Annotated in this window: 20 protein-coding genes; 7 read left to right on the top strand and 13 right to left on the bottom strand. The window is 37.8% G+C overall.

Translation table 11 applies throughout. From position 1 onward, the window contains the following. Positions 1-159: 159 nt before the first annotated feature. Positions 160-2,085, top strand: coding sequence for a DUF2207 domain-containing protein (locus MHB51_RS16835; protein ID WP_342558655.1), 1,926 nt, complete (start codon positions 160-162; stop codon positions 2,083-2,085). Positions 2,086-2,322: 237 nt separating this feature from the next. Here MHB51_RS16835 and MHB51_RS16830 read toward each other — a convergent pair whose 3' ends face one another. The 4 genes from MHB51_RS16830 to MHB51_RS16815 form a co-directional block, all read right to left on the bottom strand. Continuing rightward, positions 2,323-4,014, bottom strand: coding sequence for a methyl-accepting chemotaxis protein (locus tag MHB51_RS16830; protein WP_342558654.1), 1,692 nt, complete (start codon positions 4,012-4,014; stop codon positions 2,323-2,325). 472 nt (positions 4,015-4,486) lie between these two features. After that, entirely contained in the window at positions 4,487-5,680 is a 1,194-nt protein-coding gene (gene dpaL, locus MHB51_RS16825) for a diaminopropionate ammonia-lyase (protein ID WP_066166870.1), read from the bottom strand. After that, the gene (locus MHB51_RS16820) at positions 5,677-6,843 is read right to left on the bottom strand and encodes a M20 aminoacylase family protein (RefSeq protein WP_066166872.1); all 1,167 of its coding nucleotides are present in this window, start codon (positions 6,841-6,843) and stop codon (positions 5,677-5,679) included. Before MHB51_RS16820 ends, dpaL begins: the two co-directional genes overlap by 4 nt. Positions 6,844-6,859: 16 nt before the next feature. Beyond that, the gene (locus MHB51_RS16815; RefSeq protein ID WP_342558653.1) at positions 6,860-8,098 is read right to left on the bottom strand and encodes a hydantoinase/carbamoylase family amidase; all 1,239 of its coding nucleotides are present in this window, start codon (positions 8,096-8,098) and stop codon (positions 6,860-6,862) included. Between the two features lie 312 nt (positions 8,099-8,410). On the opposite strand from MHB51_RS16815, the gene MHB51_RS16810 reads away from it, so the two are divergent. The 3 genes from MHB51_RS16810 (at position 8,411) to MHB51_RS16800 (ending at position 11,024) form a co-directional block, all read left to right on the top strand. After that, entirely contained in the window at positions 8,411-9,313 is a 903-nt protein-coding gene (locus tag MHB51_RS16810; RefSeq protein WP_342558652.1) for an AraC family transcriptional regulator, read from the top strand. 19 nt (positions 9,314-9,332) lie between these two features. After that, positions 9,333-9,911, top strand: a complete 579-nt coding sequence (locus MHB51_RS16805; protein ID WP_066166881.1) for a TetR-like C-terminal domain-containing protein — start codon at positions 9,333-9,335, stop codon at positions 9,909-9,911. Positions 9,912-9,986: 75 nt separating this feature from the next. Next, positions 9,987-11,024, top strand: a complete 1,038-nt coding sequence (locus tag MHB51_RS16800; RefSeq protein WP_235616058.1) for a zinc-binding dehydrogenase — start codon at positions 9,987-9,989, stop codon at positions 11,022-11,024. A 412-nt stretch (positions 11,025-11,436) separates the two neighbouring features. Here the strand turns inward: MHB51_RS16800 and MHB51_RS16795 are convergent, their stop codons facing one another. The 3 genes from MHB51_RS16795 to MHB51_RS16785 form a co-directional block, all read right to left on the bottom strand. Then, positions 11,437-12,165, bottom strand: coding sequence for an alpha/beta hydrolase-fold protein (locus MHB51_RS16795; protein WP_342558651.1), 729 nt, complete (start codon positions 12,163-12,165; stop codon positions 11,437-11,439). A 29-nt stretch (positions 12,166-12,194) separates the two neighbouring features. Next, positions 12,195-12,467 (bottom strand): hypothetical protein, encoded by a 273-nt coding sequence (locus MHB51_RS16790; protein ID WP_342558650.1) that lies wholly within the window; start codon positions 12,465-12,467, stop codon positions 12,195-12,197. Between the two features lie 263 nt (positions 12,468-12,730). Continuing rightward, on the bottom strand, positions 12,731-13,348 hold the full coding sequence (locus MHB51_RS16785; RefSeq protein WP_066166893.1) for a TetR/AcrR family transcriptional regulator: 618 nt from the start codon (positions 13,346-13,348) through the stop codon (positions 12,731-12,733). A gap of 139 nt (positions 13,349-13,487) precedes the next feature. On the opposite strand from MHB51_RS16785, the gene MHB51_RS16780 reads away from it, so the two are divergent. Both MHB51_RS16780 and MHB51_RS16775 read left to right on the top strand, forming a co-directional pair. Next, positions 13,488-14,261, top strand: coding sequence for a glucose 1-dehydrogenase (locus MHB51_RS16780; protein ID WP_066166896.1), 774 nt, complete (start codon positions 13,488-13,490; stop codon positions 14,259-14,261). Between the two features lie 37 nt (positions 14,262-14,298). Then, positions 14,299-15,081 (top strand): SDR family oxidoreductase, encoded by a 783-nt coding sequence (locus MHB51_RS16775; protein ID WP_066166900.1) that lies wholly within the window; start codon positions 14,299-14,301, stop codon positions 15,079-15,081. Positions 15,082-15,300: 219 nt separating this feature from the next. Here MHB51_RS16775 and MHB51_RS16770 read toward each other — a convergent pair whose 3' ends face one another. From MHB51_RS16770 to MHB51_RS16755, 4 genes are all read right to left on the bottom strand, one after another. Then, the gene (locus tag MHB51_RS16770; protein WP_342558649.1) at positions 15,301-15,933 is read right to left on the bottom strand and encodes an NAD(P)-dependent oxidoreductase; all 633 of its coding nucleotides are present in this window, start codon (positions 15,931-15,933) and stop codon (positions 15,301-15,303) included. A 35-nt stretch (positions 15,934-15,968) separates the two neighbouring features. Further along, positions 15,969-17,030, bottom strand: coding sequence for an LLM class flavin-dependent oxidoreductase (locus MHB51_RS16765; RefSeq protein WP_066166905.1), 1,062 nt, complete (start codon positions 17,028-17,030; stop codon positions 15,969-15,971). 267 nt (positions 17,031-17,297) lie between these two features. After that, the gene (locus MHB51_RS16760) at positions 17,298-18,146 is read right to left on the bottom strand and encodes a VOC family protein (RefSeq protein WP_342558648.1); all 849 of its coding nucleotides are present in this window, start codon (positions 18,144-18,146) and stop codon (positions 17,298-17,300) included. A 10-nt stretch (positions 18,147-18,156) separates the two neighbouring features. Continuing rightward, a complete protein-coding gene (locus MHB51_RS16755) occupies positions 18,157-18,555 on the bottom strand; it encodes a DoxX family protein (RefSeq protein WP_342558647.1) in 399 nt (132 codons plus the stop codon). Positions 18,556-18,694: 139 nt separating this feature from the next. Here MHB51_RS16755 and MHB51_RS16750 point away from each other — a divergent pair, with 139 nt between their 5' ends. After that, on the top strand, positions 18,695-19,018 hold the full coding sequence (locus tag MHB51_RS16750) for a helix-turn-helix domain-containing protein (RefSeq protein WP_107943222.1): 324 nt from the start codon (positions 18,695-18,697) through the stop codon (positions 19,016-19,018). Positions 19,019-19,171: 153 nt separating this feature from the next. Here the strand turns inward: MHB51_RS16750 and MHB51_RS16745 are convergent, their stop codons facing one another. Both MHB51_RS16745 and MHB51_RS16740 read right to left on the bottom strand, forming a co-directional pair. After that, the gene (locus MHB51_RS16745) at positions 19,172-20,371 is read right to left on the bottom strand and encodes an iron-containing alcohol dehydrogenase (protein ID WP_342558646.1); all 1,200 of its coding nucleotides are present in this window, start codon (positions 20,369-20,371) and stop codon (positions 19,172-19,174) included. Positions 20,372-20,576: 205 nt separating this feature from the next. After that, on the bottom strand, positions 20,577-22,007 hold the full coding sequence (locus tag MHB51_RS16740) for an FGGY family carbohydrate kinase (RefSeq protein WP_342558645.1): 1,431 nt from the start codon (positions 22,005-22,007) through the stop codon (positions 20,577-20,579). Between the last annotated feature and the right edge of the window lie 4 nt (positions 22,008-22,011).

Genomic DNA, 22,011 nt, shown 5'->3' with positions numbered 1-22,011 from the left:
TATTTCAAAAGAATCTTTTTAAAAGCATTTGAAAATTGCTATTTCCTTTTAATTTAGCACGCCGCTCCCCATAGTTCTAATTCCCTCTCGTATCATATTATTACTAATTTCTACAATAATAGAAATAGTATGTATATAATAAAGAAGGGGGGTGTGTTTTTGAAGAAAGAATATATGATTATACTGTTTGCTTTTATTATTTTTTTGAGCACTGCTCATTATGTAGATGCACGTTCTTTTTCAATTGACCGTGTACATATTAAAGCATGGATTGAACCAAATGGAGATGTGCTCATTAATGAAGTTTTTAATTATTCTTTTTCTGGGCAATACAAAAAAATCCAACGTTCCATTCAAGCAGATGGCCATGATGGTGTTGAATTTTTTGAAGCTCATTTATTGCAAAATCATAATGCGGAACCTGGCTTTATTGGGAAGGACCAACTACAGCCCTTAAATGTTGATTTAGAAGGCAATACATACAATGCTGAGCTTCCTAGTAATGATGAAAAGATAACGGTTTTTTTCCTATATAAACTAAAAAACGCCGTTCGCTCCTATGACACATATAGTGATTTGACAATCCCTTTCTTTGGCATGGGAAGCAATCATTCAGATGATTTGCATAATGTGACAATCGATTTCGTTTTCCCACAGGCAATGCAAAATTATTACCCATTCCTTCATGGAGCAGACGGAGAAATTACAGGACAAACAGAGGAAGTTGTTCGATTTTTTATTCCTCTCTCAGCAAAAAGACAATACACGGAAGCACGTTTGTTGTACCCTTCGAACATTATGATTGCACAGTCAAAACAGCCTGCTCCAATGTCTTTACAGCAGGCGCTCAAAGAAGAACAGCAATTGCAGCAAATGAAACTTGAGGGTGCACAATTTTTATTGAAAATGGCTGATTTTATATTCATAATCGCTATTTTATGTTTAAGTGCTGCTTTTCTATTACGATTAATACCACAGCGTATAGCACGTAGTACTCCATTTGACGATACCATATTGATGCACGACCCATTGACACTTTATATGATTGACCGCGTTGGTCAAAAAGATAACTATGCTTTTTTCGCTGGGATATTAGCGCTTGTCAGAAAGGGACTCGTTACGATAAGTGAGACGACTACACCTGTACGCTTTGCACATGATGAGGACGCACCGGCAAAAACGTTGAAATTCACTTTAAAAAAGGGGGATACAACCCTTTCGAGTAGTGAAATGACCTTAGTTGACTGGCTTTTTACACGAAAAGTTAAAGGTGGCTCTCTCATCTTTTCAATAAGCAATATTTATGGTGCGACATTGCAAGAGAAAAAAGAAAAGAAAGAAATGCATGGTCACTATATCCGCCGTTCTCGTTTTATGCAAAAGGAGCAAATTTGGTATACCGATGTTGTCAAAGAAATGAAAGAAGCAGGCATAATGAGCAATAGCATGAGCAAATTAATAAGCAAAATACTTTTAGCCATCGTACTTATTAGCATTATTTTTGCTAGTTTTGCTGAAGCCCTTTCAGGCCTGGCACTAACATTTTATATTATTAGTGCAGTCTATTGTTTGAGAAAAGGAAATGTCACATATAACCGAAAGCCAATGTATTTATTTTTTGCAATTTCCTTTATTATTTCTTACTTTTTTATAGATAGCCCATTACGTCTTTCTTATAGCTTTTTTATATTGGCAAGTGCTCTTCTTTTCACTGCACTTCCGCCGTTTTTTTTATCAAAAGAAGCAATAAAAATACGCAGGCATATTAACGCTTTTAAAAAGGTAGCTCCTTTTCCCATTTCATCTGTCATCACACTAGATGAACAGTTAGCACTAGCACTTCTTTTAACAACGGAGAAAATCGCAATTCATAAAGATAAAATTGACGAGACACCGCTAGCCACATTTATTTTGACAAATGGCGACCCTTTTGACTATCTACTAACAACATGGAAATTAAGTAACCCACCATTCGCTTTTATGTCCTCCGACAAATCAAGTAGCAGCAGTTATTCTGATGGGGGAGGATATAGCGGAGGTGGAGGGGGGAGCGGCGATGGTGGGGGCGGTGCTGGTGCAGACTAAAAAAATCCCAAACCTTTTCATCTCGTTGGGTTTTGAAATATGAATGGGACTGTAAGGGGGGATTCCAAATGATTTTTGGATACCCCCTTGCATTATTTTATTGCGTTTTCATCCATTATTCCTCAGCCGAAATTAGTAAAGGCTCAGCTAAAAATATTACTGTATTTATTGCATATATACTCGCAAATTAAACAAAAAGTAAGCAGTCTTCCTTGTACTTTTTAATGTATTTATATTCTAAACTGATATTTTGAATTTCTGAATTTCAACTTGTAAATGCTGAACATTTCCATTTAAAGCTATCGCAACACCATTAACTTGTTGCATTGTTGCAGATTGTTGCTCCATCGCGGCAGCAATCATTTCCAAACTTGCACTTATGCCTTCTGCACCATTTGCAATCTCACCTACAGATGCCGTTACCTCCTGTGAACTAGCCGAAAGCTGTTCAGACGTTGCTGAAATATCCTCAATTTGATTGGTCATATGATTAACTGCTTGAACGATTGTTGTGAATGAATCACCAGCTTCGCTTATAATGCGTACACCATCACTTACAGATGCTAGTGATTCCGTTACAGCTCGTTCTACATCAAGTGTATCTGCTTGAATTTCTGTCGTTAGATGAACAATTGAGTTTGCTGAATTTTTGGATTCCTCCGCAAGCTTACGAACCTCGTCCGCTACAACTGCAAAGCCTTTCCCATGCTCTCCTGCCCGCGCTGCCTCAATAGCAGCATTCAATGCAAGTAAATTTGTTTGATCCGTAATATCTGTAATAACTTTTGTGATGTTATTTATTTCTACTGTTTGTTGGCTTAGCTTTTGAACTAGCTCATTTACAATACTTGTCGTAGAATGTATCGCACTCATTTGATTTTTTGCTTGATTAATAATATTGCCACCATGATTTGCCGCATCTGATGCATCAATTGCGCTAGAGTTTAGCTCTTGTGTTGCCTCAGCAATACGCTGAACACCTATAGCCGTTTCTTCCATTGCACGGGCACTTTCCAAAGAAGAGGTAGCTGATATTGTTGCATTTTCTGAGGCATGCTCTACACGCTTCGCAACATCCTCTGATGTTGCTGAAATTTCCTCAGTGCTCACCGTTAATTCCATTGCTGAAGAACTTAAATCATTGGAATTCTGCTGAATATTTTTAATTAGATTCGACAGATTATTTTTCATCGTATTGAACGAAATAGCTAGCTGTCCAACCTCATCCTTCACTTTCATATGAATATCGTCCTGTGTTAAATCACCAGAGGCAACAATATTTACTTTATCTACAATGAAACGAAGCGGAGCCGTAATCGTTTTACGAACAAAAATGATTAAAACACTAAATATAAGTGCACTAATTAACAATGCAACAACTGCTACTATTTTTGTTAAATTAATTGCCTCTTGGGTTTCCTGCTTAATGTTCTCAAGCTGCTCTTCCTGATACGCCACAGCACTATCCGATGCAGCTAAAATTCCTAAGTTTGCCTCACGCATTTTTGTGCCTACTAGCTGTTTAGCTAATTCTAGCTGACCACTTTTATAAGCAGCAATCATCTCATCGGCACCCTCATTAAATATTTCATTAAAAGCTTTAATATCATTTACATATGCTTTCATATCTTCACTTTTCACTAAGCTCTCTAAGTGTTCAAGCTGCCCACGAAAATCTTGTCTATATCCTTCAAAAAGATCAAAGCTTGCTTGATCACCACTTAAAAGAATTGCTCGACCATACACTCCTTCCATTGCTAAATTAAAGCGAAGATTGTCAACCGTACGGATTTGCTCTACTCTTCTCTCTAGCGCCTCCTCCGTTTTAGTTTCAATATTATTAACACTGAAAAAATTAATTCCAGCCATTAATAATAAAATAGCGACCATCGAAAAAAACGATAGGTTCAGTTTTTTACCAATACTCATACAAATTTCTCTCTCCTTGTTTTACAGGCCATGTAAACCTTTAAAGTATGTATTTCTTAAAGCATTTATAGATACTATTCTCCTTAGAGAAACTATATCTACAATCGATTATTTAGCAATTAATCCCCCTTATCTATTAATTATATAATAAAAAACCAATTTTCCGAAAATTAAAATAATTCTAATTAAATAAAAAAATAGTCAAGGAGCGTGCCAAAATTAATTTTGGACGCCTCCTTGACAAATAGAAGAGTAATAATTCTTTATAACTATTACATTTGGACGCTGTTGGTAGTGCTTCTCCTAAGAATTCACTCGTTAAAATAGCAAGAAATTTCTTCGAAAACAGGAGAAAGACCGAGTTTAGCGACTTACTTTTAAATTTAAGATAAAGATAGAGTTAATTTTTCACTATACTGAGGAGAAATTTGAATTTGGAGATAGCCTCAGTAATTCTACTTTTCTTTAAAACTCAAACCGGATAAGCCCCGTCCCATACTACCTTCTGATAATGCTTTGCATCAGTATCGCCTTCTGTGCTAAAGAACAATATTTTTGAACTGCCATTAATATTTAACTGCTCCTTTAAATGCATGTACTCACTTTTCCTTAACATTTCACTCAATGCTCCTACACCAACAGCTCCTGATTCCCCAGAAATTACTTGTACATCACCTTTAATAGGTGCTGCTAAAATCCTCATCCCCTGCGCAGCAATATAATCAGGGCAAGATAAAAACGCATCGGCATAATCATTTAAAATTTGCCAGCCTAATGTGCTTGGCTCGCCACATGCTAGCCCCGCCATAATCGTATCCATATCACCTTTAACATAATGAAGCTGACCATCGTTTGCTTCGGCTGTTTTAAATAGGCAATCCGCCTTATCGGGTTCTACAACAATGGTAATTGGTCGTTCTTCCCCATAAACATCTGCAAAAAAACCTTGAACAGCTGCGGCCATTGAGCCAACGCCTGCTTGTATGAAAATATGGGTAGGCTTTTCATCTAATTGCTTTAACTGCTCATAGGCTTCTATAGCCATCGTCATATAGCCTTGCATAATGTTTTTCGGAATTTCCTCATAATTTTCCCACGCTGTATCTTGTACGAGCACCCAATTATTTTGTTCAGCATGCTCAGCTGCTAAGCGAACTGTATCATCATAATTGACATTTGTAATAGAGGCCTTTGAGCCTAAGTTTTTAATATGGTTCAACCTTTCTTCTGAAGAGCCTTTCGGCATATAAACAACTGATTTTTGCCTTAGTTGCTGTGCTGTCCATGCAACGCCTCTCCCATGGTTACCATCTGTTGCAGTAATAAAGGTTAATTCGCCCAGTTGCTCCTTCACTTCTGACGAAACAAGCTTGTCGTAAGTTAATTCGGCTGGCTTTATATTTAATTTTTTAGCTAAATACAACCCAATGGCATACGAACCACCTAATGCTTTAAATGCGTTTAAACCAAATCTGTACGATTCATCCTTAACAAATAATTTACTAACATTCAATTCTTTAGCTAAATTATCTAAAACAGCTAAAGGAGTTGCTTCATATTGCGGAAAGCTTCTATGAAATGCCTGTACTTTTTCCGCTTCCTTTAGCCCTAAAAAATCAATGCTTGTGCCCGGCTTTGTTTTGCGATTATGTTTTACTAATTTCATTCCCAATCCCCTCCTAGACGAAGTTTAACGATTTCTGCAAAAAATTCTGCACCTGTTGCTAATATAGCATCGTTATAATTATATAGAGCATTGTGGAGCGGTATAATTTCCTCGTTCGATACCCTGCTCCCTAGAAATACGAAGCAACCTGGAATCTTTTCTAAAAATTTACCAAAATCCTCTGATGCCATAAATGGCTCACAACTTGCATTGATATTTTCATTTCCTACGATATTGGTAGCTGCTTTGATGGCTGTTTCTGTGCAGCCTTCCTCATTAATTGTCGGTGAAAATTCATGTGTATATTGAAATTCACAGGTAGCGCCATGCATCGCACAAATTCCCTCACAAATGCTTCTCATTCTTTGTTCTAGCAGCTGCTGCACTTTTGGTGTGAAGCTACGCGTATCCCCTTTAATTTCTACATTTGAGGGAATTGCATTGCGAATCCCGTCTGTCCATATTTCTGTGCAAGAAATGACTGCCGTATCATTTGGATTGACATTACGGGCAACAATCGTTTGCAGTGCAATAATAATTTCTGCGGCAATTACTAACGGGTCAATTCCCATATGTGGACTTGATGCGTGAGAGCCCTTTCCTTTAATACGAATAATAAAATTATCCTCACTCGCCATAATGGGGCCCGGTCGGGTTTGTATTGTGCCCGCGGGAAGCCCCGGCATATTGTGCAAACCATAGATTTCATCTACTGGAAAGCGTTCGAATAGCTGGTCGTCCATCATCGCCTGTGCACCTTTACCAATTTCTTCAGCAGGCTGGAAAATGAAACGAACAGTGCCATTAAAATTCTTCCTAGTAGTAAGTAATTTAGCGGCCCCTAATAATGTTGTCATATGCCCATCATGACCACATGCATGCATTTTCCCATGATGCTTAGAGCGATAAGAAAGCTCCCTCACTTCCGTTAAATTCAATGCATCCATATCTGCTCGCAAACCAATTATTTTCTTTCCATTGCCGACAGTCAGGCTTGCCACAATACCCGTACCACCGATATTTTCGTGAACGTCCAACCCCATTTTTTTCAGCTCCTGTGCAATATAGGCTGAAGTTTTCACTTCCTCAAACGCCGTTTCAGGGTATTGATGCAAATGATGTCGCCATTGTAAAAGCTGCTTTTGCAATTCATTTTTGTTCATTTTTATCCTCCTTACATCAATGTTCTACCACGTAATGAATTAATCTTAAAAAAGCACGAATGCCTACTTGCAGCTTCGGTTCAGGTGTATGCTCCTCTTTCGTGTGCGATAAACCGCCTTCGGACATTATAAACATCATTACGGTTGGTACTACTTTTGCCATTTCAACTGCATCGTGTAGAGGGCCTGAATACATCTTCGTTGCCTCACCTGTTTCCTCCTCTACTGCTTGCTCACATAAACGAATCAATTGATTATCAAATAATTGCGGTGCAACTGAATAAACTTTTCGCCATTCGACAGAAACACCATTCATACTCGCTATTTTTTCAGTAGTAGCTTGCGCTTCCTCGTACATTTTTTGCAAATCCTTGATATCAATCGTTCGCATATCTAAGGAGATGGTACATTTTCCGGGCACAATTGTTACAACATCTGGCTGTACCTGCACTTGACCTACTGTGCAAACCGCATTATATTTTAATGCAATTTTTCTAAACGCTAATGCAGCCTTAGCCGCTGCTAAAAATGCATCTCGGCGCATAGGTACTGGAAATGAGCCTGCATGTGCTGCCTGTCCTGAAAAATCAATATAATGACGCTCTACTCCTGCGGCTCCAAATACGCAGGCAACATTCTTTTGCTCTTTTTCTAAAATAGGACCTTGCTCGATATGCAGCTCTAAATAGCTTTGAATATTTTTTATTAAAAACTCCTGCTGTGCTTGCAGCATTTTCTCTGGTGTAACTTGAAATTCAGTTACTGCCTTTTCAAAAGCTATACCACTTAAATCAACACGACCTATTAATTCATTAATATTTAAAGAACCACTTGCTGCTGAAGAGCCTAAGCAGCTATAGCCGTAGCGTGCCCCCTCCTCATCTGCCCAATCTACAACATAAATTGTTTTTTTCGGCTTCTTGCCATCAATTGTGTAACGTCTTAACGCTTCAAGCCCTACCAATACACCAAGCGCCCCATCAAGCCAGCCACCATTCGGTACACTATCTAAATGACTGCCAATAACAATAGCCTCGGTGCTCTCTCCTTCAATCTTCGTCCAAATATTGCCTGCGCTATCCATCGAAATCTCTGCTCCGAGCGCTTCAGCCTTTTGGCGGTACCAATCACGTGACGTTTGCCAGAGCGCTGTCCATGCTACGCGCTGTGCCCCATGCTCATTTGATGAGAGTGCAGCAAGCTCCTTTAAATCTTGAATGACACGCATTGCACCTTCATTTAAGCTATATTCCATCGTCCTTCCCCTTTCTTTTTCCTGTATTAACAATTCAGTCCATAAGGCTAACAATCCATCGAAAATAAAAAACTATAGACTAAATATTTATCACATTTAATAAAACACTAAATATTTAACGTCTGCCTCCCAATACGTTAAAATATTGCTATTGCAACTACTATAACTACAATCTGAATATTCTTTCTATAAATTTTGCAATTATTTTTATCAGATTTATCCTATATTCGTAATCTATAAAAATTCGATAACGACTTGCATATTAAATTTTCATTTTATGTAAAATCTAATGATGAAAGGAATGGATAACAGATGACGAGCTCAAAACCAATTGCGCAAAATATTATAGACGGTACAATCTTTGAAATTAAGTTAACAGAGGATTTAGAGGAACAAATTAATTATCATTTTGAGGACTATGCAATTGCTATATTTACGCAGGATTATCATCATTTACGTTCAGATTATATTCCTATCCATTGGCATAATGCGCTGCAAATGATTTGGGTGTATCAAGGCTCACTTGAGTATCAAATTAATAATAAAGTTATTACGATAACAGAAAATTCACTTTTACTTATTAATAATAAGCAGCTCCATAGCTCTAAAACGATTGACCAAAACGCCAATGTACTATGCATTAATTTCGATTTAAACTTTTTTCATCCAAAGCTGCTAACAGCACATGTGGAGCCATTTTTCGAGAAAAATCCGTTTGCCTATTATTTGCTACCATTATCGCTTGAACAAAAGGTTAAGCTATCTGAATGGATAGACAGCCAAAAACCAGCACTCTTTTCAGTTATCGCTTTTTTAACAATGTTGATAGAACATTTACTCACACATTATGATGCTGCAACGAAAAATAATGAGGAAAATGAAATAGCTGTTTTCAATCAAATGCTGCAATACATCCAGAAAAATTACAGAAATACTATTACAGTCAATGATTTAACAAGCTGCGCATTAATTAATAAAAATACTTGCACGCAGCTATTTCAAAAATACACACGTTTACCACCAATAAAATTTATTAACAAACACCGACTTTATATAGCGCAAGATTTGATTCTTCATACAAATAAATCAATTTCTGCAATTAGCGAGGAGATTGGCTTTAACCAAGTAAGCTATTTTGTAGAGCTATTCCGTAAAAATTATCATCTTGCGCCACTTCAATACCGCAATAAATATCGAGTACAAACAAATATTTAATTTCTTGGGAGGCGTTACTTTGACGGTAAAAGAAGATATTCGTATACAAAAAACTCGACAAAAATTATTCGATGCCTATATTGATATTTTAAAAACAACAGACTCCAATGACGTCACAGTACAAATTCTTGCAGGCAAAGCGCAAATTAATCGAGTTACTTTTTATAAGCATTATCAAAACTTTGCCAACTTCCATTCGCAATTTATCGAGCATCATATTTTAACCATCTATGAATTTATGAAGCCTCTAAATTATCAACCATATACAAGGGGCTTTGAACAGCAGGCATTATCCGATTTATTTTCATTTATTCAAGAGCATGGGACGACATACACAGTATTATTTACTTCGCCTCATATTCCAGAATTTAATCAAGCTTTATTAAGTTTTTTTCAGCAAAAGCTGACACAGCATACGGACGAATTATCACGCTTTGATTTTCCGGGTGTTGGTGTTAACCGATTGGTAGTTGCTTGGTACGGTGTCTCTGCTTTACTCGGCACAATTATTATGTGGGTACAATCTGGATATCCCTTTAGCCCACAGCAATTAGCAAATATGTTTTGCAAGCTTGCACCAAATGCGGAAGAAAAATAGGCTACATTTCTTTTGATTTTGTTTATTTTCTCCCATCCTTTCTCTCTTATACTTGTAGTAAGAAAAGGGGGAATCATGATGACAACTTATTATAATGCTGGTATTTACAAAGGTGCGAATTGCGTAGCAGTAGAGCAATGTCCAATGCCGAAAGTTGGTCCAAATGATGTATTGCTAAAAAATTTGCGCGGAGGTATTTGTGGTACAGATATTAATATTGTGAAATACGGCTCCGAAATGGGAATTCGCTTTGACAAAGAATTTGGTCATGAATTTGCTGGCATAATTGAAGCAAAGGGCGAGAATGTATTGAGCTTAGAAGTAGGTATGTTTGTTGCGGTGAACCCAATCACAGCAAAACGAGCAGGTCGTCGCTTTAGCCTTGAGGCAGGCGGATTTTCACAATATGTATTAATTGAAGATGCGAAGATTCATCATAACTTATTTCCATTGAACGACACTGTGTCACCTGATGAAGGGGCATTGGTTGAACCAATGAGTGTTGGAACACACGGTGCATTTTCGGTGAACCCGCAGGGGGATGAGAATATCGTCATTTTAGGTGCGGGACCAATTGGCTTATCAGCCGCCGCAATGTTAATCGGTGAAGGGATTACAAATGTTGCAGTTGTCGATATGGTGGACTGGCGCTTAGAAAAAGCAAGGGAAATTGGTGCACAAGTGATTGACACTTCGAAAATATCATTACAAGAAGGTTTAACAAATATTTTTGGGTCAGTTAATGTCTATGGCGTAGATGTACCAAATGTAGATGCCTTCGTTGACGCTGCTGGTGCTGCTCCATTGTTCCACCAAGTTATGCAAATAGTGAAGCCTAACGCCCGCATCGCAATCATCGCGGTATATAAAGATGAGATACCTGTAAGCCTAGCACAAGTTATGAGCAAGGAAGTAAAAATTATCGGTGCATCAGGCTACACGAATGAGGATATTTTAAAAGTAATTAATCATTTAAACAATAGAAAAACTTCGATTGCGACGATGATTACACATACGTATCCGCTGAGTGAAATTCAAGCAGCTTTTGATACCGCCATTGCTGCGAAAGATTCAATTAAAGTAATCGTTGATTTAGAGGGTGACGTATCATAAGCGGTGCGGTTGCCAGCTTATGATACGCTGTTGTTAGTGTTTTTATAAAGTGGTACTTAAGTGGAGAAGATTGGGCTTTCTTTGAAAAGCGGGATTGTTTTTTAGATAAAAAGAGTTCAATGCACTTTATGGGAGCGTGCTTTTGTAGAATACTAATCTAAAGGAGTTGTCCGAAAAGTCCATTTTGTTTTGACATCGCATTGAAATAAATGTTTTCATCGCTTCACTTTTATTGAAGGATAACGCTGCTAAAGCCAATGTTCATCCCATTTTTAAAAGAGGGGGTTCTCTGTTTACCCCGTATTAACAAATTTGTTTGCGACGAGTAACCGCAGGAGCACAGACCCCCACTGATTGAAGGTTCACTTTATATGAATCAACATTTTGTGAAACATCATCGCTCCTGTCAAGTTTAACTACTTATAAAGCGCAGTGCCTTACTTAATGTTGTTGGCACTACTGAGGCATGGTTTTCTTCTAGTGCGACATAAAATCGGGCTGGTAAACTAGCACTATGGCGATTATTATAGAAGGTCATGGCGTCATCCACCATTTCACCTTCCTCTCCGCCAACGTAAATTGCAACAGGTGTTAATCTTTTTTCTGTTGTTTCATGTAAAATTTGCAATAACTCATGGTTATTCCACCAAATTGAAGGGCTTACAGCTACATATTTTTCAAATAAATTAGATTCTGTTAAATAGCACCAAAGTGAAAATAAACCACCTAATGAATGCCCATATAAAGAAAAGTGTGCACGATTCACATTATAATTAGCACAAATATATGGGATTAACTCCTCAATAAAAAACTGCTTAAAATCTGCTGCACCTCCTACAGGAACTGGCTCTATTTTCTTTCCTTTATACGTAGGAAAATGATATTGCTCAGCCGGTGCAGTGAAATCATAAAATCGACGATTCCTATCTCCATCCTCATTATGTCCGACACTTACAATAATATTTGACTGAACCTCTGTTTTCTCGCTCATAAGCATTTGATTTTCCATCGCAATAAACATCATCTGTGCATAGCGCTGTCCATCTAATACAAAAATGACAGGAAAGCCACCCTTTGGAGCAGGTGTTTCTGGTACAAATACTTCGATTGGATAATCATACTTACAATAAGTTGAATACATGAATATACCTCCGTCTTAAATTAGTAAAGCTATGCGAGCACTTTTTCTTTTTTCGTATTTTCAAGTATTCCCTTGATTAGCTTATAAGAAAAACAAACTGGCGTCCCCTGCTCATCATATAAAATTTGTGCATCAATATTGAATACCTGTTTTAACACATCATTTGGCAAAAGCTTGACGACTTTCACTAGTCCTTTGCGAATACCCTTTTTAATACCTCCTGCCAATAATATATACTCGCCTCTTTTAAATACATGGCATGTAATCATTTTAGAAGTTTTTTCGAATTCCTCTGACTTCAAATTTTGAAAAATAGGTATATGTGAAAAACAATATGTTCTCGAACAAGTCACTATAAAGACCTCTTAAAATTCTATTTTTTGTAATGCACATCACAGCATAGACAACATCTCTTTCGTATAATTTTATCAATAATGATAATCATTATCAAATATTCTTTTCTGTGACACGCATCACATAATAGCAAAATAAAATAGGACCATCTGAAAAGTGCGTTCGCACTCTTTCAAACAACCCTATTTTTCCTATATAATTCGTAGTCGACTTAATATTCCGAGCTATGTGTGCACTGAGTATCGTCGTAATGAATCGTAAAGTACTTTGCAAAAGTACCTAAAATTGATGTTATCTTCATTGTCATTTCGGCTGGACTACTCATAAATCCACCTTCAATCCAATCTTGAATCATACCTGCAGTACCAAATGCCATATAGCGCTTTTGATATTGGTCGTCGGTATTGGCATCATTGTACTTAAATTGAAAATGACGTATTAGCATATGATATATTTTATCAGGTAATTGGCGATGAATGCTTGGCAAAGTATCTTCCACTAATAGCAAGGAAAAATAATCGCGATAATCATAAATAAAATAAAACAAATCAAAAGATAAATTACTCATTTTCATGACATCAATCGGAATGTCTCTTTTATATTTGCACATACTATAGTGCTGGATTAGCTCAGACATCTCCTGCATTAGCTCTTCTACTAAATCTTGCTTATCCTGATAATGCAAATAAAAGGTTGTTCGATTATAACCGGCATCTGTCACAATATCCTTCACTGTTACAGCATTGTAGCCTTTTTCGTGAACCATTTTAATAAATGATTTTTTCAAAAACTGCTTTGTTCTTTCTGCTTGAACTGAATGCGTTTTCAAATAATTCACCTCAAAATCGACACTTTTTCTAAAAATGTAGTATTTCTTTACATTTTAAAGGGTATTAATGATTGGTGAAAGTAATTTGATTGCCTACAATGAAATTGTAACAATTATATAACAGAAACGAGGAGATTAAGTGAAACGATTTGAAGATAAAGTGGTCATCATTACAGGGGCTGCTGGCGGAATCGGAAAAGAAATCGCCCGTAAATTAGCTGGTGAAGGTGCAAAATTAGCGCTTGTCGATTTAAACGAAGGTGCATTACATGAAGTGATGACAGAGCTAGAGCTTCCAGAGGATAAAACACTTTTAGTAAAAGCGGATGTATCAAAAGAAGCAGATGTTAAAAATTATGTTGAGCAAACTCTAGCGAAATTTGGAAAAATTGATGGCTTTGCTAATAACGCAGGTGTTGAAGGTCCAGCAAAACCTCTCGAAGAGCTTACAGAGCAAGATTTTGACTTTGTTTATAGTATTAATGTAAAGGGTGCATTTTTCGGCATTAAATATGTACTTCCTGTTATGAAGCAACAAAAGCAAGGCTCAATCGTGAATACGGCTTCAGTAGCAGGCTTAATTGGTTCACCAAATATGCTACTTTATAACTCCTCAAAACATGCATTAATGGGAATTAATAAAGTGGCAGCTATTGAGGCAGCGCCATTTAATGTCCGTGTAAATACAGTAAACCCTGGAGTTATCAATACGCAAATGATGCGTCATATTGAAGAAAAAGTTGCCCCAGGCGCAAGTGAGGCAGCACGTGCTGCTTATAATGATGCCGTACCTTTGAAACGCTACGGAGAGCCAGAAGAAGTGGCGAATGTTGTAGCCTTCTTATTATCAGATGAATCATCGTATGTAAGCTCTTCATCTTACACTGTTGATGGTGCATTATATAACGTTTAATCATTCTATACGGAAATAATTAAGGGGGAAAATGACAATGAAACGATTTGAAGACAAAGTAATTATTATTACAGGTGGGGGCTCTGGTTTAGGTCAAGCTTCTGCATTACAGCTAGCTTTAGAAGGTGCAAAACTTGTATTAGTTGACTTAAATGAAGCTGGCTTAAAGGAGACACAAGCAAAAATTGCTGAAGTCGAGCCAAGTGCTGAAACATTATTATTAACAGCAAACGTAGCCGATGAAAAAGCGGTCGAAGGATATGTACAAGCAACTGTCGACAAATTCGGCAAAATCGATGGCTTCTTTAACAATGCCGGCATAGAAGGCAAGCAAAATTTAACAGAGGATTTTGGCATTGAAGAATTCCAAAAAGTAGTTTCTATTAATTTGAATGGCGTGTTTTACGGAATGAAATACGTACTAAAAGTAATGAAGGAGCAAGGTTTCGGCTCCATTGTTAACACGGCTTCAGTTGGGGGTATTCGCGGTGTTGGTAATCAATCTGGCTATGCTGCAAGTAAGCATGGAGTTGTTGGCTTAACACGTAACTCAGGTGTTGAATATGGACAGTACGGAATTTCAATTAAAGCAATTGCACCGGGAGCAATTATGACACCAATGGTAGAGGGCTCACTCCGTCAAATAGGTGGAGACAATTGGGAAGAAGTTGGGAAGGAATTTGTAAAACCAAATCCAATGAGACGTTTCGGTAAACCAGAGGAAGTTGGCTATCTTGTAGCATTCCTATTATCGAATCAAGCAGATTTTATCAACGGTGTTGTTGTTCCAATCGACGGCGGTCAATCATATAAATACTAAAATGGGTGTGGCGCTAAACAAGCCGTGCGGTTGCCGGCTTGTTTAGCGCTTTTGATGGTGTTTTATAAAATGAAGATAAACACTGTTAAAGCTAATGTTCATCCCATTTTTAAAAGAGAAGGTCTCTCCCTATTTATTGGAATCCGCATTTTATCAAACATCATCACTACTCCCCAAAATGCCGACTAAGCATAGCTTTTCGAACAGCTCCGCCTTCAATTATTCAGCTACGACAGTAAATCGTTGCTTTAAATGTTGAGCATTCTCAATTTCATCCACCACTGCAATAGCATAATCTGCATAACTAATATAGCTTTCACCTTTTGAATTTATAAGGAGACGGTCTTTGCCTAATTGATATGCTCCTGTTCTTTTTCCTTCTGCATCAAAAAAAGCAGATGGGCTAATAAATGTCCATGTTAAATCAGTTGTTTGCTGTAATTCTTCTAAATTGCGCCCTTGTCCTTTTGCTGTTGGCTTCACTACTTCTGGAAATTCCTCTGTATCGATTAGCTTTAGCGTTTTATTTTCATCGACATATAAGCTACCTGCACCGCCGACAACGATTAGTCGCGTTGCTGAACCTTTTAACGCCTCTATTAATGTGCGTCCTACATTTATATGCGCTTGTTCTTCGCCAAGTGGCGCACCAAAAGCATTGACAACTACTTCAAATGAAGTTAAATCTGCTGCTGTCAGCTTAAGAACATCTTTTTCGATAACTGCTGTATTATTATTTTGTAATTTTACTTTATCTCTTACGATAGCAGTCATTTCATGCCCACGGCTAGCTGCTTCTTTTAAAATAAGATTTCCTGCTTTTCCACTTGCTCCAATTACTGCAATTTTCATTTTCTTTTCCTCCAATTTTATGCTGAATGCTATTGCTAATTACCTAGTATTTTACGAATTCTCGGTGCTACTTCTGTTGAGAGCAGCTCGATGTTTTTTTCAACCTTCTCGAAAGGCAATCCACCGATATCGACTTGTGCTAAAAAGCGTCTATGACCAAATAGCTCATATTGACGAAGTATCTTTTCAACTATTTGCTCTGGGCTCCCTACAAAAAGCGCCGTATTGGGGCTTGCCATTTGCTCAAATTCATTCCTCGTCATTTTCGTGCCAAATCCACGTTGACGATTTACATAGTACCAATAATTAGAATAATACGGATAAAATTCATTCTTTGCTTGCTGGCTCGTTTCAGCGATATACATATGGCCCGTTACAGCAACTTGCAAAGCTTCAGGCAAATGTCCCGCCTCCTTACCCGCTTGGCGGTAAAGCTCCACAAGTGGTTTGAAACGATTTGGGTCACCACCTAAAATAGCTAAAGCCATGCCAACACCAAACTTCCCAGCACGTACCGCACTTTCAGGAGTGCCTCCGACGCCAATCCATATTGGTAGCTGTTCTTGCAAAGGGCGTGGCGCTATTTCTGCATCTTTTAATGGCGAGCGGAAATTGCCCGACCAAGTGACCGTCTTATTATTATTTAATTGTAAAAGCAATTCCATATGCTCCGTAAACAATTCATCATAATCGTTTGTACTATATCCGAAAAGTGGGAATGATTCGATAAAGGCTCCGCGCCCAGCTAAAATTTCAGCACGACCATTTGAAAGTAAATCCAATGTTGCAAAATCCTCAAATAAGCGTACCGGGTCAAGCGTACTTAGCACACTTGTCGTACTCGTTAGCTTAATTTGCTGCGTCTCCCTTGCAATCGCAGCCAGTATTACGGCTGGAGATGAGACAGCATAGTCTAAACGATGATGCTCTCCAACCCCAAAAACATCTAGTCCAGCTTCATCAGCGAGCTGTGCAGCCTTTATAATCTCATTAACTCTCTGCTTAGCATTTACTGTATGGTCAGTAAATGGGTCAGGTCCCATATCCGCAAGTGTATAAATACCAATTTCAAAGTTGCTATTCTTTTCTTGACTCATAGTTTCCTCCATTCAAAATCTGTGACATCCACCGGAAGCGGAAGCCCTCACAAATGTTGGTCACTCAGTCATTATCGTAGAAAGCGATGTTCTTAGACTGAGCTCCTGTGATTCAGCGGGTGTTTGATTACCTACTGAAACGGGTCTAATGCTGGCACTCCTCTCTCATCTATAGAGGTAAAAGTTCTGTATCTCTCGCTAACGTTTTCGGTATAAAAAACATGTGCTCCTGCGGTTACTCATCGCCGTAAATATTGCCCAAAGGAGTTAAACAGCTAATATAATTGAATTTCCTGAAGGGTCCTGTGTTATAATGCGATTATTTTCTTCCACAACGCCACTTCCGATTTGTTGTAAATTACGAACTACCTCTTGACGTGCTTCTTCATTTGCATAAACAAGTGTAAAGAACTCAAGACCTACGCTATTTTTAGCTGGCTTTGGTGCTCCTACGCCATTCCACACGTTGACAGCAACATGGTGATGATATTTAGCATCTGAAAGGAATAATGCCTGCCCGCCATAGCGATTAACAACATCCAATCCGAGACCTTTCACATAAAATTCTTCTACTTCTTTTAATTCTGCAACATGTAAATGAATATGACCCATTACTGTTTTTTCAGGCATACCTTCCCATTTATTTGCTGTTACGTTTTTCAACAATCGCTCAAAATCTAATGGGTCGACTGTCATTGCTACCTCTCCCTCCAGCCAAGCCCATTCAGAAGGTGCTCTATCTATATAAATTTCAATTTGGTTGCCATCAGGGTCATTCAAATACAATGCCTCACTTACAAGATGGTCTGATGAACCAAAGCGAATACCGTGTTCCACTAAATGTACAACAATATTTGCTAAATCTGATTTTTCTGGTAACAGCAGTGCAAAATGATAAAGCCCCGTTGTTCTTCCCTGCTTCGCAATCACATTTTCAGGTTGCTCAAGTGATAAAATACTTGTTTTCCCATCTGTCGTAAGCTTTACTGCTGAAGCTGTTTGCTCTAAAATATCGAATCCAAGAATATCTCGGTAAAACTGTATTGATTGCTCTAAATTTGTTACTTTAATTTTGACATGTCCTACAAATGTTGTTGGCTTCGTATGAAATCTCATCGTAATCCCCCTAATTATTAGTTGAAAATTTTTGGTCTAAAGAAATTTTTGATTGATTTGTAAAAATGAAATAAACAGACATCGCTAATAAAAGCAATTCCAGCTCGTAGCCTGCCATTTGACCATCACCAAGAAAACCGGCTGAAAGCTTCACAGTAAAAATGGCACCTATCATAATAACTGCAAGTAACATCGAAACAACTCGTGTTCCTAAACCGAGAATCAAAATAATGCCACCTACCAATTCAATTACTGCTACAACATACGCCATGAATCCTGGAACACCTATGCTATCAAAAAACCCTGCGGTATTGGCAATTCCACCTTGAAACTTTGAAAAACCGTGAATAAAAAACGTAAGGCCTAGTATGGCTCTTAAAATAACTTTCCCTATTTCATTAGCATTCATTACTGTTTTCTCCTCCATAACTTACTTTATGTAACTTAGTTTACTTACGTAATTTTATTTTGTCAAGTAACTTAATTTCCTTTTGTAATTAATTTATTATTTTGTGTTATAATTTAATTAAGCGAGGTGTAATGAAAATATGAAACAGCCAACAATTTGCCCAAAATTTGAAAAAGCCATCTCATTATTAAGTCAAAGATGGACTGCATTAGTTATTTATCAATTACTATCAGGCTCGCAACGATTCAGTGAAATTCAATCTGCAATCGGCATTAGCAGCAAAGTATTGTCTGAGCGTTTGAAGGAATTAGAACAGCAAGAGGTCGTTAAACGTGAGGTTATACCAGAAACACCAGTAGTTATTGAATATTCATTAACAGAAAAAGGCCATTCCATAGAGCCGATTTTAAGAACAATCGAAAACTGGTCACAGCAATGGGTCGTCTCTGAATCAAAACAGTAGGCGTAAAAAGAGGCTGTTCGAAAACGTACGTTTTCGAACAGCCTTCGATTTTTTCCATTAATGCATATGTTATGAGCGAAAATTGCCGTTTTACGAGCGAATTCGGATGTTTTATGAGCGAATTTATACTTTTTATGAGCGATTCAGGAGTTTTTACTCTTTAATTAAATAATAAAGCTCAGTTAATTGATGCTTATCTAAAATTTTTGGTACGGGGTATAACGGATTCGCCTCTCGATATGCGCGCTCTACCATTAACGGAATATCCTTTTCTTCAATACCTTCGATTTTTTCGGGAATTCCCATCTTAGCATTTAATTCCCGAATTTCACTTATGAGCTGCTTTGCCTTTGCTTCATTACTATATTCTTTATTTGATAATCCTATAACGTCGGATAGCTTAGCTAACTGGTCATAAACTGCGTCCCCATAATATTCTAAAACATAAGGTAAAATCACAGCATTAGCTAAGCCATGAGGCGTTTTATAAAAACCGCCTAATGTATGAGCAATCGCATGTACATAGCCGACAAATGCCCTCGTAAAGGCTACACCTGCTAAAAACGAGGCTTTCTGCATATTTTTACGTGCTGCTATATTTTGTCCATCCTCATAAGCCGTTAAAAGATTGCTAAAAATAAGCCGCACTGCCTCCTCGCTACACATTTTCGTTTCACTCGTATTACTGCGACCAATATAAGCCTCAATCGCATGTGTTAAAGCATCCATCCCTGTTGTAGCAGTTATATGCTTTGGTAAATTTAGCGTTAACACGGGGTCAAGCACCGCAAAATGAGGAATGAGCGACAAGTCCATAAGCGCATATTTTTCATGTGTACGGCTATTCGAGACAACTGCCGCCAATGTCGTTTCACTCCCTGTACCCGCAGTCGTTGGAATCGCAAAAAGTAGTGGAATTGCTTTATTCACTTTTAGCTGCCCCTTTAATTGCTCTATCGTTTTATTTGGGCGTGCGACTCTTGCACCAACACCCTTCGCACAATCCATCGGTGAACCACCACCAAATGCAATAATCCCCTGACAACGCTGTGCCTTATAAAGCGCTAAAGCGTCCTCAATATTATCAATCGTCGGATTTGGCACAGTATCCTGATAAATTGTATATTCAATGCCAACTTTATCGAATGCGACTAATAAATGCTTCATCAATCCTGCCTTAACAATACCTTTGTCTGTCACAATCAAAACCCTCTTAATATCATTGTCGGTAATGATTTGCGGTAATTTCAGTAAGGCATTCTCCCCTTCGATTAAAACAGGCTTTCGCCACTTCATCACTTTCAAAGCTTGCTTATGAACCATTTGATAAGCACGAAAATACGTTTCCTTCATAGCAACTCCACCCCTTCAATGTAACATCTAAATTTAGTTTAATGGAATTCCGATGGGAAGGAAATAGAGTTGTCTGAAAAGTCTATTTTTAAAAGAGGTATTCTCTATTTAGGGGAGTTCACATTTTGTCAAACATCATCGCTACTGTCCAAAAAGAACCTTCCATCTCATAGTTGATTAGAAGGTTCCTCTTACATAAATTTATTTATTGAAAAATAGGATAGGAAAGCTTTAATATTTCATCCGTATGCTGCCGAACTTTTTTAATCACTTGCTCATTGATTCGATTATAAAGTACATGGTTATTACTATTTGGATAAAAAATTTTTTCTGTTCGAATCATTGCCTCACTAGCAGCGCTAAAGGTTTCATAAATATTTAAATACTTGGCTGTACAAATTGCTGCTCCTAAGCATGCACTGCTACTGCCTTTACGGCGCATCACAGGTAAATTAAATAGATCTGCAATAATTTGCGCAAGCACATCGCTTTTAGCTCCGCCGCCATTAATAATGATTCGTTCCATTTTCCCGTCCGTTTCATCAAGCATTTCATCTACATTATTTTTTATATTAAACGCAATTGCCTCTAAAATAGAACGATAAATATGAAATGCCGTATGCCTTTGGTCAAAACCAAGCATAATTCCTTTTCTATAAGGTGCTGATGGTGGTGGTAGCCAATCCAGTATTGTAATTAAACCATCACTTCCTACAGGTATGCCTTCTGCCATTTTATTCAAATAACCTTCTTCGCTCATCGAATTTTTATTTGATTGTAGCAATAGATTTTCACCAATTAATTTTTTAAACCAGCTAACTGTCCACATCCCCCGCCTAATCCCATTTGTTTCATACACATATTTAAACGGGATGCTAGCAAGCGTCGGAAAAAAACTCTTGGCATTATCAAAATAATAATCGCTTAGCGTCATTGCTGAAATAAATGTACCTAATGAAATCATCATCGTGGATTCATCATGGATACCAGAGCCGAGCACATCTACCGCTTTATCGTTAGCAGTTGCTACTACCGGAATCGCAGAGGGTAGCCCCCACTTCTCTGCTAGTTCTTTACGTAAATTACCTAATTTCTCTCCTGGTTTCACAAGCTCAAATAACATGCTACGCTTCAAACCAAAGGCTGCAATTTTCGCCTCATCTTCAAACCAATTTAATGTCCTATAATCTAATGGCCAATGAACCTCATAATTTGCTGCACTATCTTTTATTTCGCCAGTTAAGCGAAAATTAATATAACCCGAAGTCGTCGTTACATAATGTACATGCTCGTCCTCATGTCGATAAGGCGCATTTAACCGCGCATCCATCCAGCTCATGACAGGAGAAGCTAATTGAAATTGTTCGTTTAATAACACTCGGCAACAACGGATCGTACAAAGACCAATGCCAATAATATGCTCCAAATCACCTTGGAAATTCTTTAAGCATTGTTCAATCGCCTTCGTCACACTATGCCATAAATCATCATCTGGATGCTCAACAACACCTGGTGCTGGTGTTAAAGGTTCACGTAGCGGAAACGAGCCATATGAAGCCTCATTCCCTTCCAAATCATATAAAGCTACCTTTGTGCTTTGTGAACCATTATCAATAGCTAAAATATATTTTTTCAAACAG

Origin of the sequence: Metasolibacillus sp. FSL K6-0083 (genome assembly GCF_038630865.1) — a bacterium.
GTDB lineage: Bacteria > Bacillota > Bacilli > Bacillales_A > Planococcaceae > Metasolibacillus > Metasolibacillus fluoroglycofenilyticus.
The sequence above is the reverse complement of the archived record's forward strand: the minus strand, read 5'-3'. Positions and strand labels throughout refer to the sequence as shown.

Excerpts from the sequence above, each read along its gene's own strand:
- MHB51_RS16775 (WP_066166900.1), top strand. The coding sequence starts at position 14,299 with ATGAAACGATTTGAAGACAAAGTAATTATTATTACAGGTGGGGGCTCT.
- MHB51_RS16810 (WP_342558652.1), top strand. The coding sequence starts at position 8,411 with ATGACGAGCTCAAAACCAATTGCGCAAAATATTATAGACGGTACAATC.
- MHB51_RS16795 (WP_342558651.1), bottom strand. The coding sequence starts at position 12,165 with ATGTATTCAACTTATTGTAAGTATGATTATCCAATCGAAGTATTTGTA.
- MHB51_RS16800 (WP_235616058.1), top strand. The coding sequence starts at position 9,987 with ATGATGACAACTTATTATAATGCTGGTATTTACAAAGGTGCGAATTGC.
- MHB51_RS16755 (WP_342558647.1), bottom strand. The coding sequence starts at position 18,555 with ATGAATGCTAATGAAATAGGGAAAGTTATTTTAAGAGCCATACTAGGC.
- MHB51_RS16820 (WP_066166872.1), bottom strand. The coding sequence starts at position 6,843 with ATGAACAAAAATGAATTGCAAAAGCAGCTTTTACAATGGCGACATCAT.
- MHB51_RS16765 (WP_066166905.1), bottom strand. The coding sequence starts at position 17,030 with ATGAGTCAAGAAAAGAATAGCAACTTTGAAATTGGTATTTATACACTT.
- MHB51_RS16745 (WP_342558646.1), bottom strand. The coding sequence starts at position 20,371 with ATGAAGGAAACGTATTTTCGTGCTTATCAAATGGTTCATAAGCAAGCT.
- MHB51_RS16750 (WP_107943222.1), top strand. The coding sequence starts at position 18,695 with ATGAAACAGCCAACAATTTGCCCAAAATTTGAAAAAGCCATCTCATTA.
- MHB51_RS16770 (WP_342558649.1), bottom strand. The coding sequence starts at position 15,933 with ATGAAAATTGCAGTAATTGGAGCAAGTGGAAAAGCAGGAAATCTTATT.
- MHB51_RS16815 (WP_342558653.1), bottom strand. The coding sequence starts at position 8,098 with ATGGAATATAGCTTAAATGAAGGTGCAATGCGTGTCATTCAAGATTTA.
- MHB51_RS16830 (WP_342558654.1), bottom strand. The coding sequence starts at position 4,014 with ATGAGTATTGGTAAAAAACTGAACCTATCGTTTTTTTCGATGGTCGCT.
- MHB51_RS16760 (WP_342558648.1), bottom strand. The coding sequence starts at position 18,146 with ATGAGATTTCATACGAAGCCAACAACATTTGTAGGACATGTCAAAATT.
- dpaL (WP_066166870.1), bottom strand. The coding sequence starts at position 5,680 with ATGAAATTAGTAAAACATAATCGCAAAACAAAGCCGGGCACAAGCATT.